Raw genomic sequence first — 18,519 nt, 5'->3', positions numbered from 1 at the left:
GATTTCCTCTCCTATTCAGTTTTAACTATTATCTATGATCTAATCGTCCTAAAAAAGAACGGTGATAGTTGTCCCCTTGCCCAGCTGACTCTCTATAGTGACGTCAGCGTTATGATAGGCTGCTCCATGTTTAACTATGGAAAGGCCCAGGCCGGTGCCGCCAATTTCCTTGGAGTGACTCTTATTCACTCTGTAAAAGCGCTCGAATACTCTGTCGATATCTGACTGAGGTATCCCGATGCCATTATCGGCAACTTTTACATACGGCCGGTTCCCTGCACTTCCTATTGTAACATCAAGTTGGCCGCCTGTCTTGTTATATTTTATCCCATTATCACATAGGTTGTAAACTATTTCTTCCAATATTTGATAAACTCCCTGGACATATACGTGTTCTCCATAGAGATTTACCTGAACCTCATTTGATTCAGCGGCCTTTTCCAGGCTCATGAGCACATCCTCGCTGATGCCGTAAAGATCCAGGCGTTCCTTTTTCGCCGTCACCTGATTTTCGTCCAGTTGGGACAATTTGATTATATCGTCTACCAGCACTATAAGTCGCTGAGCTTCATCGTATATTTTGCCTGCGAATCCCTGAATGTCTTCCTCTTTCACTATGCCGTTCTTCATGATCTCAGCGAATCCTGAAATGGAAGTCAGCGGCGTCTTCAACTCGTGGGATACATTGGCAGTGAATTCTTTCCTGAATTCTGACTCCCTTGTCTTCTCGTCCACATCCTCCTGCAACTGAGTTATACGCGAATTCAGCTGGCGATTCTGCTGAGCGATCTTATTGACCAGCGGTTTAAGTTCCTCGTAGGCGTCGCCCTCTCTCGGGTCGTCGACATTTATCTCGTTTATAGGCTCTACGATTTTCCGTGAGATCCTGATTGCGAGAACAAAGGATAATATTATAGCCAGGAACAAAACAACCAGTATAGGCTGCAGCATGGATAATATCAGAGTCAAAACCGTGAATTGTGTCTCGGAGACTCTCAAGACCCCGCCGTTATCAAGACGCACGGCACTATAAGTTGTTTTTTGTGCCAGTGTATGCGAATACCTGGTGTCAGAGCCATAGCCCGACTTCATAGCGGCCTTTATCTCAGGCCTGTTCTTATGATTGCCCATGGTGTCCACGTCGGCGTCGGAATCGTAGAGGACTTTGCCATCAGCGTTTACCAAGGTTATCCTGTAGCTTTCCTGCAGCTTCAGGCCCTTGAAATAGGACGCCCCACTGACATCCACCGCCCGGGCGACTATATAAGCCTCGTTTTTAATGCTGTTATTGTATTTCTCCGAATACTGTGTATAGAGGGCCCCGATGACCAGGACCAGACACGCCAGCCATACGGCCAGGGCAACGCAGAAAATACCTCTGAATATCCTGTTCCTCATTATTCTTCTCCTGTTCCTATTCTGTAACCGATTCCGCGGACTGTCTCTATGAGACTGCCGCAAGGTCCCAGTTTCTGGCGGAGAGACCTTATGTGAACATCTACCGTCCTGCTCTCGCCGTCGAAGGCATAGCCCCAGATCTTAGTCAGGAGCTGATCTCTGGTGAATACTATCCCGATATTTTCGATAAGCAGATCCAACATTTCAAATTCTTTAAATGTAAGGATGACTTCCTTACCCTGAACTTTCACTATGTGCTTGGCCGGAGATACGTAAAGGTCTCCGACTCTGTGATCTTCCTCCCGGGCGGATGGCTCCGCTCTGCGAAGGAGGGCCCTGACTCTGGCGATGAGTTCCATCATACCGAAAGGCTTAGGCAGATAATCATCTGCACCGTAATCCAGGCCGATGACCTTATCATACTCGGTGCTCTTGGCCGTAAGCATCATCACAGGCACCTTCTTGGTCCTGGAGGCCGCCCTGAGCTTCTTCAGAATGTCCAGTCCGCTTTCCTCCGGCAACATTATATCAAGCAGAATCAGATCAGGCGTCTCATCCTTGATGACACGCCAGAATTCTGATGGTTTATCGAAACCTCTGGTCTCATACCCTGCATTGTTCAAGGTGTACAGTACCAGTTCTCTTATGCTGTTATCGTCTTCAACAAAATATATCATTGTCATTTCCTTTCTACGCCTTAAGTTTACTATGAACGTGTTAGAAATGCCAGCATATATGTGTTAAATCTATGTTAAATCTCAGACTGAGCCACTGCAGCCTTTATGAACTCTCTGAACAAAGGGTGGGCGTTGTTTGGTCTGGATTTGAACTCCGGGTGGTACTGGACTGCCACGAAGAATTTCCTGTCGGGGATCTCTACGGCCTCCACCAGTCTCCCGTCAGGCGATGTGCCGGAAATGGCCATGCCCTTCTCCGTTACGGCGTCTCTGTAGTCGTTGTTGAATTCATAGCGGTGGCGGTGACGCTCGGCTATTTCCTCGCGACCGTAAGCCCTCTTCATGAGAGTGCCGTCTTTGATCCTGCACGGATACGCGCCCAGACGCATGGTTCCGCCAAGAGGTATATTTCCCTGCTGATCCGGCATCAGATCTATGACTTTATGCTCGCTGTTCTCGTCGAATTCTCCTGAGCTGGCGTCCTGCAGTCCCAGAACATTTCTGGCAAACTCTATGACGGCGATCTGCATGCCCAGGCAGATACCCAAGTAAGGCACATCATGCTGACGGGCGTAGCCTGCCGCCAGTACCTTTCCTTCTATTCCTCTGTCGCCGAAGCCACCCGGAACCAAAATCCCGTCTACATCCTTCAAGAGATCATCCACCGTCTCAGCCGTAACATCCTCTGCCTCTATCCATTTAATATCAACATGGGCAGAATTCTCGTAGCCTCCGTGACGAAGAGCCTCCGCCACTGACAGGTAAGCGTCGTGGAGTTTCACATACTTGCCCACCAGGGCTATAGTTACATTTTTGTTCCTGTTTGCTATGCGCTTGAGCATGGCGTTCCACTCAGTCATATCGCAAGGGCCCGCGTCTATGTTCAGTTCCCTGCAAACTATCCAGCTTAACCTGGATTTCTCCAGCATGACAGGCGCCTCGTAAAGGACCGGAAGAGTGATGTTCTGAATGACGCAGTCTGGCTTCACATTGCAGAACAGCGATATCTTGTCGAGAATGTCCTGGTCTATGGTTTCATTGGCTCTCAGGACTATGATATCCGGAGCGATCCCCAGGGTTCTAAGCTCCTTGACGGAATGCTGAGTCGGCTTGGACTTGTGCTCTCCGGAGCTTTTCAGATATGGTACCAGAGTTACATGGATAAACAGAGAATTCTCCTTTCCCACCTCCAGTGACACCTGCCTGATAGCCTCCAAGAATGGCTGGCTTTCAATGTCGCCGACAGTTCCGCCTATCTCGGTGATTATGACATCGGCGTCGCTTGTCTTGCCGACATTATATATAAACGATTTGATCTCGTTGGTAATGTGCGGGATCACCTGTACCGTACTGCCCAGGTACTCACCCTGGCGCTCTTTGTTCAAAACGTTCCAGTAGACCTTGCCCGTAGTAAGGTTGCTGTACTTGTTCAGGTCTTCGTCGATGAACCTCTCGTAGTGGCCCAAGTCCAGGTCGGTCTCGGCGCCGTCTTCAGTAACAAAAACTTCTCCGTGCTGGTAGGGGCTCATGGTGCCCGGGTCTATGTTGATGTATGGGTCAAGCTTCTGCGAGGCCACTTTCAGGCCGCGGGCTTTCAGCAGTCTGCCCAGGGATGCGGCGGTTATGCCCTTTCCGAGGCCTGAGATCACGCCTCCTGTAACAAATATATACTTCTTCATAGTCTTTACTCCCTTCTTTTCCCGACAACAAAAATAAAAAAAATAAGGCAACGATAGCCTCGATTAGTGAGAAGGATATATTAGACCCCGTCGACCTCACGTCTCGCCATCTTTTCCTTATTATGTGCGCAATTTCTATAAATATTTACTGGTCTATTATACACTAAACGCAGGCAAAAATCCATAAGTTTTTTCACCTGCGTCCAAATTAATTATCAGAATTTGTTCTTATGGTAATCGTCTATGCGGTTGCCCTGTTCATCGTATTCATCAGTTCCTGTGAACTTGTATCTGCCGATGATCTTGTCGATCCGCTCGTTGGTGCCCATCTGCCGTTCTCTCACCTTCTGTTCATAAGGAGTAAGTTTGTTTATGTCCTTAATGTGCCCTGCTATTGGCTTAGGCAGGAACATCATGAATATGAACGGCGATACGAAGCAGGAGAATGCAATGATCCACGCTGCGAAGGCAACTATCCATCCCAACGAGCTGAATCTCTCGAAGCCTGCAGTCGCCAATACAGCCGCTCCTATGAAAAATACTATCTCCGTGATATATGTGTGGTTCACCTTATCTATAGCAGCCTGGAGTTCCTCATCATACCAGACCTTCTTCAGTTTCCTGCTGATAAAGTTAGAAAACCTGAACTGAGTATTGGCTATGAATACACACTGGCTGAAGTCGCTTGCGGACGCCTTCTCCGCTTCCACTTTGGTAGGGCCGAATTCTCCCTCCTGATAATCGTAGAATATCTGGCTGCGCACTACATGACCCTGCCCCATAATGGAAACCTTCACGGTCTCCCGCTGGTCGTAGTTAATGACAAGCTGCTGGTCTTCCTGTACCATGACGGTCTTGCCGTTGATGGTCACTGTGGCGTAGCCGTCCCGCACAAAAAATGCCTGGGTGGCCAGCTGGAATGCCGGGTATGATTCTACCTCAGGGGTCATGACTTCCTCTGTCAGATCTATGACGTCCAGAAATCCCTCATTGCCCTTTCTGACCATAAGATTGTAATCCGTGATCTTGCCGAAGCTCTTGGTCTTATATGCCCCGGAGAATCTGTCCTGCTCCAGCTCGCTGAGTCTGGCAGCCCTGACATCCTCGTGGGCAAGAACTACCTGCCCCTTCAGCACCACAAGTACCCTGTCGTAATCCGGCAGCTTGGAGAAGTTGGACTCCTCCAGGTCGCAGGTGGCTGAACTGAGCCTCCACACGAAGGTGCGGTCCAGATAGCTTCCGTCTGCAGGGTAGATAGACAGCTGGCGGGTCTTACCGCCCGTCCAGTTAGAAATATTGAAATCTTCATTCTTTAATACTTTATAATCCATAGGTCGATTATACCATAAAGAGACCGTCTTGAAAACTACATAAAATTAATGTATACTTGTAGTAATTTTTTACGGAGGCAATAGAAATGGACAGAAAAGAACTTTCAATGGAATTACATAAGCAGGGTTTCAACTGCGCTCAGTGCGTAGTGTGCTCATATTGCAATGTTCTGGGCTACGACCCGGTCACTGCTTTTAAAATGGCTGAGGCCTTCGGTTTCGGCATGGGTTCCGCAGGGACCTGCGGCGCCGTTTCCGGCATGGCCATGGTCATCGGAATGAAGACATCCGACGGTGATCTGGACAATCCTAAAACAAAGAGAGAAAGCTACAATCTCATGCGCAGAGCTACAGGCGAGTTTTTAAGAAAAAACAAGTCCATCGTCTGCCGCGAGATAAAGGGCATGGACGGTGGACCTGTTCTGTGCAGTTGTGATGATTGCATCAAGGATTCCATAGGTATTCTCGATGAACTTCTTCTTGGTATCAAAGACTAGAAATGGAATGCTACGGCAACTATATATAACATGGCGCTGCAAAAGCCGATATAACGTACGGCACCCTTTGCGCGCCCTTTTTCTAATGTAAAATAGAGAACCAGCACCAGCCAGCACAGAGGCACAAATAGCGACATATGCCCTGCCGTTCCTATGACTATAGCATATATGCCGTAGAGTACGGCGAAAGCCAGAGTCAACACGCTGCATATGTCTCCGATTATGAAGAACGTGGATTTCAGATAGGTTCGCTCGTAATCGATTTCCCCGCCTTCAATGGCTATAGGATCGTTGAGTTTGGTCCAGGCTGCGTAATCGCCCAGCTCACCGATATAGTAAATCATAAATGTTATGAAGAGCCCCGTGGCTACGAAGAACACGTAAGAGTACTCTGGAGTCTTGAAACTGATTTCGCCGCGCAGGAGGAAAATGCTCACAGCGCAGACAATGACGCAGGCCACCGCCCATATGGACCAAGCGTTGATAAACAAGCGCCTTCTAATATCCTTCACCTCATTGTAATGTGCCGGTTCCTTGATTTCCTCTTTCGCATTGGCTCTTTCAGAAATAAAGACGAAGACCACGCCGGTTCTGCAGACATATCTCCACCCTTCTTTTTTCTTTTGTTCCTTAAGCTTGGCCTTATCCGCCTCTTCATAATGTACGACACTGTATCTTACGTTGGAAAGATCCTTGTCGGATTTTCGGAACTTAAATACATAACTGTTCATGCCGCTGAGGATGTAACCCTTGGCTGCCATGGCTTCCAGGTTGTCTCTTATGGAATCAGTTTCATAATACTGATAGTTGTTTCTCGTTATTGCGTCTGCTCTACTCATTTGCACCACTTTTCTATAAAATCAAAAATAGTTTTCCAGTACAGTTCCGGATCCGTGTCCATGGCCTTAGCGTGGGCGGCTCCTTTTATTACCAGTTTTTCCTTAGGGCAGGCTGCCGCATCGTAAACTTCATCTAGCATAGATGACGGAACGAAGTGATCCGAATCCCCGTGGATGAACAGCATAGGTACAGTCGCCTTAGCCAGCTGCTTCACTGAAGAACCATCACCGAAGAAGTATCCGGCTCTGAACTTGCAGATAAGGTTGGCAGCTGCAACCAGCGGAAAATATGGAATATGGAACATGCTTTTTCCTTCAAAAATAAATTCGTCCTTTACAGAGGTATAACCGCAGTCCTCGATTATCGCTTTCAGATTATATGGCAGGGCTTCCCCTGCAGTCATCATTACGGCGCCGCCTCCCATGGAGATGCCGAACATAATGATCTCGCTGCATGGGTAGGTATCGTTGATGTAGGCCATCCACTTGAGGATGTCCATACGATCGTCCCAGCCCATGCCGATGTAGTCGCCTTCACTACCGCCGTGGCCCCTGTCGTCAGGGAAAATACAGTTGTAGCCGTGATGATAGAACTCAGCGTTCCGCCAGCCCATTTCCTTAGCCTCGCCCAGATATCCGTGGATACCGATGACCCACTTCTCCGAGTGAGCCTCTTCAGGCTGCTTCACTATCAGGGCGTGGAGCTTCAGTCCGTCGTCAGATTCTATATATGCATCCTCAGGCGGTACTGTCTTGAATATATCGTCAGGTCTGTCCACCTCGAATTCGAATCCGGCGTTGCCGAAGACCTTGCTCTTGTCGCTCTTAGGGTTCAGTGCCAGGTCATACAACAGGTTTCCTACCAGGAAAACTATTACTACCAGCACTGCCAGTATTATCAGTATTATTCCTATAGCATTCATCTTACATCTCCGCGTTGCAAGGGACCTCTTCATCATGATACTTCATGAACAGAGGCGCCTGCAGGGCTTCCAGCAGAGTGCTTTTCTTCAGGTTAGTGTCAGTTTCATGTATAAAGAAGCACGGCTCCACATTCCCCTTGGGATCTATACTGCAGAAATATTTGCCGCCGGCTACACAGCCGCCGATAATATCCTTATCCTTACAGAAATTAATAGTAACTACAGGTTTGGTCTTTCTGTATTCCTTTATCTTCTCATAGACCAGATCTCCGTCTTCTTCCATAGAAGAAAACAGCAGACAAAGCTTGACGCCGTTCTCTATCATGACGTCGAAGTACATCTCGTTGGCGAAGTTCTCCTGGTTTTTCTCATCGTAGAAACAAAATGCAGCATATGGCAGTTTCTTCCTGCGAAGGATCTCGGCTGATTCTATAAGTTTCTTGTCTTCGCCGGTACCTACTACCTGCACTGATACGATCAGGTTTTTCACCCGCAGCATCTCGTCTGCGAATTCTTCAGTGATCTTGGTGCCTTCGGTGAATATCATAAATTCACAGTCGTAGTGCTTGTTGCACAGGGCGATTATTTCCTCTTGGAAATCCAAGGGCTCTCCGCCTTCGAATATGAACATGAAAGTGCCCAGTTCCTTGGCCTGCATAATTACATTGTCCCAGTCATCGAAGGTCATGCACTCTCCGGAACCGTCGTCTCCAAGGCCCATAGAAATTGCCCATGGGATATTACATCCGTACTTCTCGCGGCTTGCCTTTGCCTTAGGCGCAGCCAAAGCGTTTGCGTTGATGATAAGATTCTCGAAGAGAGTCTTCCTTACCTCATCATCTATATCGCTCCAAAGGCTCACAAGCAGCCTGTACCAGTTGGAATTCTTCTCTGTTACTATACTGCGGAACAATTCCCTCTGTGTCGGCAGAACGTCGTCACCGACATAATCGTCAAACCAGTCGACCAGCTTCGGCAGGTTCGCCTCAGGATCTTTATCCAAAAAATCATAAGCCTTCATCAATCCAAGCTTTTTGATTTCATTTCCTACGTAGCTCATTAATATTACTCCTCTACAGTCTTATTTACACTATCGTATTTGAACGGCCTTGTAAACACAATAGACAATGGAAACCCACTGCCTTAAATCTTTACAGGGCCCACACTTTGTCCAAACAAAATTCCGATAAATTACCTGGAAAACTTGTCCAGTGTTATTTCCAGAGTTCCGTCAACTATGACGAAGAACTTATCCATCTTATCCTTTATGATCGGATCCATGCCTCCGGCTACCCATTCGGTCAGTATGCCGACCAACCCGAAGGTGAATATGTCTGCGACGAAATCGATGTCCTCCTGGCGGATATTTCTGCCGTCGGCAGCCTTTACCACCAGATCAAGAATCGCCGGCCTGGCTAACTTTTGCATAAACTGCTCCAGCTGCCTGCGGTTTAATGAATAGTAGGCATTCATTATAAACGCCTTGTCCTCAAGGAGCCCCTCCATTATGTCGGATATGACCTCCCGCCAGTTCTTGGTATTTATCTCGTCGTACATGTATTTCTGAGCCTGCTGAACGAATATCCATTCAACAAGGTCGTAAACATCGTGAAAATGGTAATAGAAAGTCTGCCTGTTAACACCACAGTCATCAGTGATGTCTTTAACAGTTATCTTGTCCAGGGTTTTCTTTTCCAGTAGTTTTTTCAGCGATGCAGCTAAAGCCTTCTCTGTGAGAAGCGACATAGGCTACCTCCTTTCTCCGGTCAGGCTGTCACGTATGCGCCTGAGGTTGCGGCTGAGTCTGTTGATTGCGTTTATCCTGTGACAAACGGTGTAAGCATTCTCTTCCCTGTACAAAAGTATCCTGTCCAGGGTCTTGGTCAGATCATCGCACAGGTCGTCGACGTTTTTCAGGAAGTCCTCCCTGTCCATGTCGATGACACCGTATCTGACTGTGTCTATCTCATAATGATACTCCATGCCGAAGAGGTCCTTGACCGTCTCGGAGAGCATAAGTTTATACTCGTTGAGATGCACATCGAAGTTCCCTTCGCAGGCATCTGCCTTGCTTCTGACATCTTCAAGGGTCTTGTTGATGGCGGCGAATCTCTTGTCCAGCTCCTTATACTCAAGGTTCATGGCCGACCAGTAGAAATCAAGCTGAGTGGCGGCGCTGTTAATGACGTCTGCCAGTTTCTTGGCCGTGGAGGCTTCCATTATCTCTCTGGTGTTCTTCTTGCAGTCCCGCAGCACGGCGTCCTTCAGATCGTCTATGCCCTGGCCGGTTTTGGCGCTGACCGGGAACAGCCTCACGTCATCTTTGCCCATGAGCTGCTTAAGAAGCATGCCGCAGTAGTCCGTGTAGGCCTTCAGTTCCGCCTCGCTGACTACGTCTATTTTGTTTACAGCAAAGTAAAACTTGGCGGCGAACTCCTTGGTATTTTTAAGGAAGTCTATCTCTATCTGATTGATGGGGCTGTCTACGCTCAAAAGGAATATGACAGCGTCGCTTTCCTTCATGTGTTCGTAAGCCACCTCAGTGTTATTTTTGTGGTACGAGCCAACCCCCGGCGTGTCCACGAAGGTCAGGCCGTTTTTCAAAAACTTAGACGGAGTCTTTAGTTCCACAGACTGTACGCCCAGCTCATTGTTGCTGTTTTCCTGCTCGCTTATGAACTCGTGGAGCCTTTCGAATTCAACAGGTTCGACTACTCCGTTTTCATAATGGACCTCGGCCTGGCGCTTGCCGTATCTGACCTTGGTCACGGCTGAAGTTATAGGGACTATGCCTACAGGCAGCACGTCGTCTCCGAGTATCCTGTTTGCCAGAGCGCTCTTACCGCGCTTGAACTGGCCGATGACGGCTACTGTGATATCCTCACTTTTCAATTTTTCCAGAAGGGTCTCCACCTGGGCTGCCTGGCCCTTGACGGCGTCATCATCCTTCATAAGATCATAGGCCATGTTAGTCTTCTCAAGTATGGTCATTTCTTTAATCGGCTTTGATAGCATTCAGTTGTTCTCCTCTCGCTTCCTGTCTAATATATGTACTTTGATAATTTCTCAAGAAATCTATCTGCATGTATAGGTTTGGAGACATGGGCGTTCATGCCGGCCTCCAGACATTTCTTAACATCGCTCTCGTAGGCGTCTGCCGACATAGCGATTATAGGTATGGTCTTAGCCTTCGGATGGTCACAGGCTCTGATTTTCTCCGCGGCCTTATAGCCATCCATTACAGGCATCCTCAGATCCATGAGTATGGCATCATAATAATCCGGAGCAGAAGCCTCGAATTTCTCCAGGCCCATCTTGCCGTTAGAGGCCTGTTCAGCCTCCAGCCCCGCACCGCTTAATATGGATATAGCTATCTCCATATTCATGGAATTATCCTCGCAGATAAGGATCCGTCTACCCTTCATATTGGTTATTACAGCTTTATCCGCACTCTCCTCTTTCACAAGGTCATCGGCTCGTTCCATATCCATATGTACCACAAATTCGGTACCTTCACCCAGTTCACTTTCCACGCTTATACTTCCGCCCATAAGTCTTACCAATCTGTCAACTATGGAAAGGCCCAGACCCGAACCGCCTATTTCAGCTGTCTCTCGCGAACGTTCCTGGCTGAAAGGTTCGAATATCTTAGGCATGAATCCCTCGCTGATGCCCACGCCGTTGTCTCTGACAATGAAGTCATAGATCACGCTCTGATCAGTAAGGCCGGATGTTCTTATAATAAAGTCGATCTGGCCGCCCTTCTGGGTGAATTTAGTCGCATTGGACATGAGGTTTATTATGACCTCCTGAAGCTTGGCCGCATCTGTTACTACCGGCACCAGACTTTCAGGATCGTAATCAACATTGAATGTAATATTCTTCTGCTCTATAACAGGCTGAACCGAGGCAACTACCGTCTTGATAATGCTCTCTACGCTGACAGGCGCCAGGGCTATATGCACCCGGCCGTTTTCTATTCTCTGAAGGTCCAGAGTGTCACTGATCAGAGACAGCAAAGTGTTGCCTGCCTTGGATATTTTCTGCAGGTAATCTCTGGTAGTCTCGGCTGAATCCGTTTTCAAAGCCATATCCGTATATCCCAGTATGGCGTTCAGCGGAGTTCTCATGTCGTGACTCACGTTGGATAGAAATTCCGTCTTCATTTCATTGGCCTTATTGGCTTCCTTACGCAGGACTATCTCTCTGTCCAGCTGATCCGTCAGAAGCTTCTTCATGCCGGCCTCGGCCGTTACATCGCGTTAGGCGCCATAGTAAACTCTGGCTCCGTTCCTGGTCTCCTTATATATGAACTCTCCGGAAAGGCGTATGTATGTGCCATCGTTACAAATGTTTCTGAAATTATTCACTTCAAACTTCGTTGTGTTATATCCTTCTTCAAAGGCCTCCCTGAACTTGTTCATATCATCAGGGTGTATTCCCTGGAAAATGTCAAGGAAATCCTCTTCTATCAGTCCCGGGCCCTTCCTGTTCTTTTCTTCCATTACAGCTTTGATCTCGTCTTCGCTGTAGCGCAACAATCTGTACATAGTCTCATTGGAGTATGCGCGCTTGACATCATGTTCGGAATACATATATATGACGCAGATACCGCAGGGAACGGAATTCATTATATCTTCCGTCTGTTCAGCCATCTTTTCTATAAGTTCCAACTGGTTCTGCTTCATTCTGTAGGTAATATCCTGAGCCAGACATCTGGCGCTTACAGGTTCACCCTCATCGTTGAAAATAGTCCGCAGTGTTATGAGATCGCAGCGAGGCTCGCTGTCAGGGCTGTTCCTGAACCAGACAGTATCGCTTATCTGCTCTACTCCGCTGGTTAGTTTTCCATAGATGGCTATGAGCTTCTTCTCGTCTTCCTTAGTGACGCAGTGCGGAAGGAAAGCCCTCGGCACATCGTCTATTACTCTGTCCTCCAGCCCATAATACTCCAGGGAGAAATCATAAGCAGAACCCGGCGGCAGTATGAACTGTTTCTTCCTGATATCGTAATCCCACACTGCAGTCCTTGCGATGTGAATGACCTCCGAGAACTTGGCGTCGCTTTCTTCCAGTACCTTTTCCTGTTTCTGAACGATGCGCAGATTGTTCAGATATCCGACTCTCACATAAGCAAGAAACCAGCCTAAGAATATGCCGATAACAGCGGCGATCACTACATCAGCCTCAGAATCGAACATAGTGGCCGGATCCATATACTGATGGGCCGCAATGATATATATGACTGCTATGCCCGTCAGAAATGATCCCATTCTAAGAGGCTTGTCGATCATTATGACAGGCGCCGTCAGAACGGTTATGATCATAGCTATGGAATTCTGCTCATTACCTGTGCTCATATCCACAAACATGGCCATGAGCATTTCAGCAGTCAGGAAAGCATATCCCAGGGGCAATATACTCCAGGGTTTGCTCTTCGGCAACTCGTATCTTATCAGTAAATACAGAACTACGCAGACCAGACAAAAGGCCATATACATATAGAAATGTCCATCGATACCCATCAACGCATATATGACCGTCATGGCGCAGGAAACCAGAGCCTCCATGAGCGCCACCCCGCTCAGGAACTTCCGGTTCACCTGATGGACCTTATTGGCATTGTCATCAATAAGGTCTCCTATTCTGTTGAAACTGTATTTCTTATCCATACCTTATTCTAACATAGTACAGGGAATAATCAAACTCATTTAATTGCAGGCCTGATCAGTCGCACATGATCCTGATTATTTCTTTATCCGTCTCGTACATGCCCTCGCTTCCAAGGCGTCCGATGTTCCTTATGGTGTTCTCTATGCCCTTGGAAATTATGCCGTCACCGCCGTAAAACTGCTGGCCGTTCTCATACATTTCATATCCGACTATGCCGGCCTCTACTGAGATGGCGATCTTGGCTGCGCAGGAGGCCTTGGCCCCATCGCATATTATTCCCGAGGTAATGGCAAGAGCGTTGACGATAGTGTGGGATATAGTCGTCAGATCTCCGCCCTTCAGATAGGCGATGCCGGCTCCCGCGCTGGCTCCCGCGCTCACTGCTCCGCAATAGGCTGACAGTCTTCCGATCTCCGTCTTCAGATGTATAGCCGACAGATTGGATATAAGTAACGCCCTGTATAGCTTTTCCTTAGGAGAATTCAACTCTCTTGCGTAGGCTATAAGCGGCATGGAAACCGTAAGTCCCTGATTGCCGCTCCCCGAATTGATGACAACCGGCAGTTCGCAGCCATTCATTCTGGCGTCGGAACCTGCAGCCGCCATAGCCTTGGCCCTGCCACGGATATCTTTGCCGTATTCCGCGTCGATGACCTTTCCGATGTTGGCTCCGTAGTTTCCTTCCATTCCCTCTCTGGAAATAGCCGAATTACACTCGATCTGTCTGTCCAGCATCGGCTTCACATCCTCTAGGTCACAGGTCTCCGCGAATTCGTAGATAGCCTCCATGTTCAGCCTCATGTATTCGTCATGCTCGTCGCTCTTGGCGCCTTCAATGTCATGATGCTCTATGTTCACGCCGTTTTTCTCCATGTCAACGATATTGGTGTGGTCGTTGACTATGTGGACCATGGCGCTTTCATCATCGCCGAAGACCGTGATCATAATGTCCAGGGGATATTTGCTCTCCAAAGGTTCCACCTTGATCACACCCCGGGACAAAAATTCTCTCATCCAGTCTTTTTGTGCCGGCGTTACGTTGGAGATGACCTCCAGCTCACGGTCCGGGTCTCCCCCGGCAATGCCGATGGCCACGGCTGTCTCTATGCCTTTGGCCCCATCGGTATTAGGCACTATGACGCTCTTCACGTTTTTGATTATATTGCCGCTGACCTGAGCCAGAACCCTGTCCGGCGTTTTGCCCAGGATCTCCCTGGCCTTAGCCGCACAAAAAGAGACGGCAATAGGTTCTGTGCAACCCATGGCCGTCAGCAATTCTTTTTCCAATATGTCCAGATATGTCTGGTATAGTTCATCAGTTTTCTTCATTTGTCCCTCCCCGCCCGGCCTTCCGGCCTCGGCTCTGTAAGGAACATTATATCATCATTTTTTTGTTAAATAAAGCCTAAACCTTATGCGGCTTCCTTTGCGCCCGGGGACGGAATAGTATGTCTGAGAGCAGGAGCCAGCACTTTGCCCAGATAGCCGGCCAGGATGCACTTCAGCAGATCTCCCGGAATGAAAATAACGAAGCCTGTCAGGAATGTCTTGGCTATGGAAATGTCAACGTTCATGACCTGATGCAGGATCATATACATGTACGGCACGCCGATGCAGTAGTCTACCAGCACAGCCACGATGCAGCTGAGGAAGATCGGCAGGAACTTGCTGCTGCCGAATTTCCGTGTCAGAAGTCCGACGATGATCGGTACCAGAATGAATCCCAGCAGATAGCCGAAGCTCGGATTGAAAATGTAAGAGAATCCGCCGCCGCTGGTGAAGATAGGAACTCCAACCAGGCCGAGACCTACATAGAGTATCTGTGAAAGACACCCGTACCATGGCCCTAGAAGGACACCCGCCAAAACTATGAAGAATAGCTGCAGGGAAATGGGCGTAGGCCCAACAGGTATCTTAATGAAAGCTCCCACTGCTGTGAGGGCCGTGAATAATGCTGTTAAAATCAAATAATGTGTTCTGTTTCTCATAATGCCTCCAAATTAAAATTAATCATTGTCATCCTAAATTATTAATTAGGTTAACAATGATTATATACGCTTGGTGGTGCTATGTCAATAGTGAATTTACTTGCTCATTCCCGGGCGGAAAATAACGCTGTCCTGTCTCGCCTTGTCATCGTAAAGGTTCTTATCGGCCCCGGAAATGAGTTCCTGTATAGTCTCAGCATGACCATCTCCGAACTCGTAATAGCCTATACCGAGATTGATATCATATTCCTTGGCGATGGCCACGTTATTATCGGCGAAACGTCTCTGGATGCGGGCCTTCAGGGCTTCTGCCTCTATCATGCCGTCAATGAATCCAAGTATAGCGAATTCATCGCCGCCGTAACGGGCCAGAAACAGGTTGGATTTGGCTATTGATTTCTTCAGTATCTTAGCCGTCCTTACCAGGGCTCTGTCCCCTTCATAATGACCGAAGCCATCATTGATATCTTTGAAATGATTTATATCCATTAGGAAAAGATACAGGTTACCGTCGGAACTGTTTACCTTGACCATATCGTTCAGTCTCTTATCGAACTGCCTCCTGTTATTGAGTCCTGTCAGGCCGTCTGTAGATACTTCCGCTTCCATACTCGTAACGAATATCATCAGCAGAGACACTGTTGCCAGTGGCCATGTAGCCGGCAGACTCGGATAGATGCTGCTTAATATGACGCCTACAACAGGCAGGAAGAAAAATGTCGTCATGAATACAGACTTTCTCTTATCTTCACTTCCTCTGGCGTTGGCAAGTCTGAATATGACCAGCGCAAAAGCCAAGATCATGTATATGAGAGCGCAGGTGAATACCGCTCCGTTGATGGGCCCACGTTCATAAACATTAGCAGCGCTTATGGTGAATACCCATCCCGTCTTGATGCTCACCAGCGACAACACAATTACTATAACAATCGGCAACGACAGTAATGCCTTACCTCTGATCTCGAGTTCGATCTTGAAAGCGAGCTTGCTTACTACAAATTTCAACCATAAGAGGGGAACGACGGAACACATAATGAAATCCAGGATATCAACGATATAGTTTATGACTAACCATTGGACTCCCGGTTTGCCGTCAATGAGGCTCCAGACGATCTCCAGAGCCATAATGGCCATGACAGCCAGCATGGCATTCCTGAAATCTATGTTGGCCTTCTGCTTGTACATAGTAACGCTGAGCCTGTATGTCAGGAATGCAAGTATAAGGATACACAGGGCATTTAATTCGAAATATAATATATGCGAATACACTGCAGCACCTCCTACTCTTCTTTATAGAAAAATAGTACCACAATTCAGTCATATTTGCAAAACAATTATGAACTTTATACAGGTCGTTCAACGGTTTTTTCAGACGCTCCTCTGCCTCTTCAGGAAGGCCGCATTCATAGCCATGAACAACAGGGCGCAGCCGCCGATCACTATGAGATCCAGCCAGATGTCGTCGATGCCGCAGCCCCTTACCATGACGTCAGTCAGGGCGTCTGTCGTATAGTAAAGAGGCACACAATGTCCCAGCACATCCCATATGCCGGTGAGTTTGAACAGGCCGCAAAGGAACACCTGTGGGAGTATTATGACGGGGATGAACTGGATCATCTGGAATTCGCTTGATGCCAGGGTTGACATAAGCATGCCAAGTGTAAGGGCGCAAAGAGCAGTCAGCAGGTTCACCAGCAGCACCAGCAGAATATTGCCGTGCATGATCATGCCCAGTACGTACACTACGAAAAGGCTGACTATAATTGTCTGCATTATGGCCAGACTGCCGAAGCCCAGCACATAACCGGAGATTATCTCCCCTCTCTTAGTAGGCGTAGACAATATCCGCTCCAATGTCCCGTCCTTCCTTTCATTGAGGAAATTTATCCCCGCAATGAGAAATACGAAGAAGAATATGATTATACCAATAAGTGGCGCTCCGTAATCATCGAAAAAGGAACCGTCTTCCTGTCCGTAAATATAGTCTGTAGTAACGTCCGGTTCCACGTAATCCAGGTCCACCTTCGGTGCCATAGGATTAGCCGCCATCTCATCCTTCACATCTTCCATAGCCGCCTTGGCATCATCCTTGACCACCTGCCCTACGCTTTGTTCGATGACGCCCCGGACCTTCTTGGCGTCGGAGGCATTGCTGCCGTCCACATAGATTTTCACTTTGCTGCAGTCGCTGTTGACGCTGACAGCCGCGATGGCTTTCTGAGACCTGACGGCGTCTATGGCTTCGGCCTTGCTGTCCCGCTGGACTGTCATGTCGTAATCATCGTTGGACTTGATTTCCTGGATCACGGCTTTCGGCACCTTTATTACTGATATGGTGTAGGCGTCGTTGGCCGCATCGAAGACAAGGTACACGAGGGTCAGAACGATTATTGGCGCCAAAAGCACCAGGGCCATTGTCCTCTTGTCATGACGCAGCTGATTTATGATTCTGCCTGCTATTGCCTTAATTCTCATGGCTGCCACCTCCATAGTAAATGAAGGCCTCTTCGATAGACGCCTTTCCTGAGTTTTTCACAAGTTCGTCCGGGGTACCCGTGGCAATGATCCTGCCCTCGCGCATCATGGCCAGGCGATTGCACTTGGCGGCCTCGTCCATAACGTGGGTGGTTATGAGGATAGTGGCGCCGCCTTCGGCTATCATTCTGAGTTCCCGCCAGATCTCGGCTCTGAGGACCGGGTCGATGCCTACGGTAGGCTCGTCGAGGATCAAAACTTCCGGATCGGGAAGCAGGGCTATGGCCAGTGACAGTCTCTGCATCATGCCGCCGGAATAGGCTGAAACTTTCTTGTCAAGTTCGTCGCCCAGGCCGACGATGCCGGTCACGTGTCTGATCCTGGCGGTCAGATCGTCTTTAGACAGTTTATACAGTTTGCCGAAGAACCGCAGGTTTTCCATGGCGGTCAGGGTCGGGTACAAAGCTGCTGCCTGGGCCATGTATCCTATGCGGCCCATTATGGACAGGTCCGGCATTTTCTTTCCCAGGACCTGCACGGTGCCTTCTTCCGGGCACAAAAGTCCGGCTATGGCTTTCACGGTTGTGGTCTTGCCGCAGCCGGAGGGCCCCAGGAGTCCGAAGATCTCGCCCCGCCCCAAGGTCAGGTCCACGCTGTGGAGGACCCGGCTCTTCTTATATGATTGACTTACGTTTTTTAATTCTATGCTGTTCATGTTTGCTCCGCTTTCTTGTCGATTCTGTCGGCTTTCTGAATTATGCCGCCACACGACGACTTTCGACTGCTTTCGTCTGATTTCGTCTGCTTTCGTCTGTTTTCAACTGCTTTCGTCGAATTCAGACAGCCTATTGCAACCGACACTGTGTTGGTATATGATAATAATACATTAATTCCTGTGAAAAATAAACAGACAATTCCAGTCGAATTGTCGGTTGGGAGGATACTGAATATTTCACAGTAGGAGCCCCAGAGCGGATCTATGATCCGCTCCAGTAACTCTCTTAAGAAAACCACCGGTTCTCCTCATGGCCCCACATTG

The 18,519-nt window shown here is 48.3% G+C and carries 18 protein-coding genes; 1 reads left to right on the top strand and 17 read right to left on the bottom strand.

All coding sequences use genetic code 11. The features are described from left to right. Window positions 1–48 precede the first annotated feature (48 nt). From EV211_RS06795 to EV211_RS06780, 4 genes are all read right to left on the bottom strand, one after another. Window positions 49–1,398: a sensor histidine kinase gene (locus tag EV211_RS06795; protein WP_133528675.1), complete on the bottom strand. Its 1,350-nt coding sequence runs from the start codon at window positions 1,396–1,398 to the stop codon at window positions 49–51. After that, window positions 1,398–2,075 (bottom strand): response regulator, encoded by a 678-nt coding sequence (locus EV211_RS06790; protein ID WP_133528674.1) that lies wholly within the window; start codon window positions 2,073–2,075, stop codon window positions 1,398–1,400. Before EV211_RS06790 ends, EV211_RS06795 begins: the two co-directional genes overlap by 1 nt. A gap of 74 nt (window positions 2,076–2,149) precedes the next feature. Next, complete coding sequence (locus EV211_RS06785) at window positions 2,150–3,754, bottom strand: CTP synthase (protein ID WP_133528673.1); 1,605 nt, start codon at window positions 3,752–3,754, stop codon at window positions 2,150–2,152. 215 nt (window positions 3,755–3,969) lie between these two features. Continuing rightward, complete coding sequence (locus EV211_RS06780) at window positions 3,970–5,085, bottom strand: HutD/Ves family protein (protein WP_133528672.1); 1,116 nt, start codon at window positions 5,083–5,085, stop codon at window positions 3,970–3,972. An 86-nt stretch (window positions 5,086–5,171) separates the two neighbouring features. On the opposite strand from EV211_RS06780, the gene EV211_RS06775 reads away from it, so the two are divergent. After that, entirely contained in the window at window positions 5,172–5,582 is a 411-nt protein-coding gene (locus EV211_RS06775) for a C-GCAxxG-C-C family protein (RefSeq protein WP_133528671.1), read from the top strand. On the opposite strand, the gene EV211_RS06770 is transcribed toward EV211_RS06775, so the two are convergent. The 13 genes from EV211_RS06770 to EV211_RS06710 form a co-directional block, all read right to left on the bottom strand. Beyond that, window positions 5,579–6,421 carry a DUF2812 domain-containing protein gene (locus tag EV211_RS06770; RefSeq protein WP_133528670.1) on the bottom strand — a complete coding sequence of 281 codons (843 nt, stop codon included), beginning with the start codon at window positions 6,419–6,421 and terminating at the stop codon, window positions 5,579–5,581. The two genes, EV211_RS06775 and EV211_RS06770, sit on opposite strands and share 4 nt — an antisense overlap. Beyond that, window positions 6,418–7,344, bottom strand: coding sequence for an alpha/beta hydrolase (locus tag EV211_RS06765; protein WP_133528669.1), 927 nt, complete (start codon window positions 7,342–7,344; stop codon window positions 6,418–6,420). Before EV211_RS06765 ends, EV211_RS06770 begins: the two co-directional genes overlap by 4 nt. 1 nt (window position 7,345) lies before the next feature. After that, window positions 7,346–8,404: a radical SAM/SPASM domain-containing protein gene (locus tag EV211_RS06760; RefSeq protein ID WP_133528668.1), complete on the bottom strand. Its 1,059-nt coding sequence runs from the start codon at window positions 8,402–8,404 to the stop codon at window positions 7,346–7,348. 131 nt (window positions 8,405–8,535) lie between these two features. After that, window positions 8,536–9,090 (bottom strand): TetR-like C-terminal domain-containing protein, encoded by a 555-nt coding sequence (locus EV211_RS06755; protein ID WP_133528667.1) that lies wholly within the window; start codon window positions 9,088–9,090, stop codon window positions 8,536–8,538. Window positions 9,091–9,093: 3 nt separating this feature from the next. Further along, complete coding sequence (locus tag EV211_RS06750) at window positions 9,094–10,359, bottom strand: dynamin family protein (RefSeq protein WP_133528666.1); 1,266 nt, start codon at window positions 10,357–10,359, stop codon at window positions 9,094–9,096. A gap of 26 nt (window positions 10,360–10,385) precedes the next feature. Beyond that, window positions 10,386–11,582, bottom strand: coding sequence for an ATP-binding response regulator (locus EV211_RS06745; RefSeq protein WP_133528665.1), 1,197 nt, complete (start codon window positions 11,580–11,582; stop codon window positions 10,386–10,388). Window positions 11,583–11,606: 24 nt separating this feature from the next. Next, window positions 11,607–13,016, bottom strand: a complete 1,410-nt coding sequence (locus EV211_RS06740) for a PAS domain-containing protein (protein ID WP_133528664.1) — start codon at window positions 13,014–13,016, stop codon at window positions 11,607–11,609. A gap of 55 nt (window positions 13,017–13,071) precedes the next feature. After that, window positions 13,072–14,346 carry an L-cysteine desulfidase family protein gene (locus tag EV211_RS06735; protein WP_133528663.1) on the bottom strand — a complete coding sequence of 425 codons (1,275 nt, stop codon included), beginning with the start codon at window positions 14,344–14,346 and terminating at the stop codon, window positions 13,072–13,074. A gap of 83 nt (window positions 14,347–14,429) precedes the next feature. Next, complete coding sequence (locus tag EV211_RS06730) at window positions 14,430–15,005, bottom strand: biotin transporter BioY (RefSeq protein WP_133528662.1); 576 nt, start codon at window positions 15,003–15,005, stop codon at window positions 14,430–14,432. A 96-nt stretch (window positions 15,006–15,101) separates the two neighbouring features. Next, window positions 15,102–16,274 (bottom strand): GGDEF domain-containing protein, encoded by a 1,173-nt coding sequence (locus EV211_RS06725; protein ID WP_133528661.1) that lies wholly within the window; start codon window positions 16,272–16,274, stop codon window positions 15,102–15,104. A 99-nt stretch (window positions 16,275–16,373) separates the two neighbouring features. Next, the gene (locus EV211_RS06720; RefSeq protein ID WP_166635394.1) at window positions 16,374–17,480 is read right to left on the bottom strand and encodes an ABC transporter permease; all 1,107 of its coding nucleotides are present in this window, start codon (window positions 17,478–17,480) and stop codon (window positions 16,374–16,376) included. Beyond that, the gene (locus tag EV211_RS06715; protein WP_133528659.1) at window positions 17,470–18,195 is read right to left on the bottom strand and encodes an ABC transporter ATP-binding protein; all 726 of its coding nucleotides are present in this window, start codon (window positions 18,193–18,195) and stop codon (window positions 17,470–17,472) included. The genes EV211_RS06720 and EV211_RS06715 overlap by 11 nt, the downstream gene beginning before the upstream one ends. Further along, window positions 18,192–18,494: a hypothetical protein gene (locus EV211_RS06710; protein ID WP_133528658.1), complete on the bottom strand. Its 303-nt coding sequence runs from the start codon at window positions 18,492–18,494 to the stop codon at window positions 18,192–18,194. Before EV211_RS06710 ends, EV211_RS06715 begins: the two co-directional genes overlap by 4 nt. Window positions 18,495–18,519: the final 25 nt, after the last annotated feature.

Origin of the sequence: Aminicella lysinilytica, assembly GCF_004362975.1 — a bacterium.
In the GTDB taxonomy this organism is placed as follows: domain Bacteria; phylum Bacillota; class Clostridia; order Peptostreptococcales; family Anaerovoracaceae; genus Aminicella; species Aminicella lysinilytica.
Note: the sequence above shows the minus strand (reverse complement) of the source record. Positions and strands in the feature narration are given on the sequence as shown.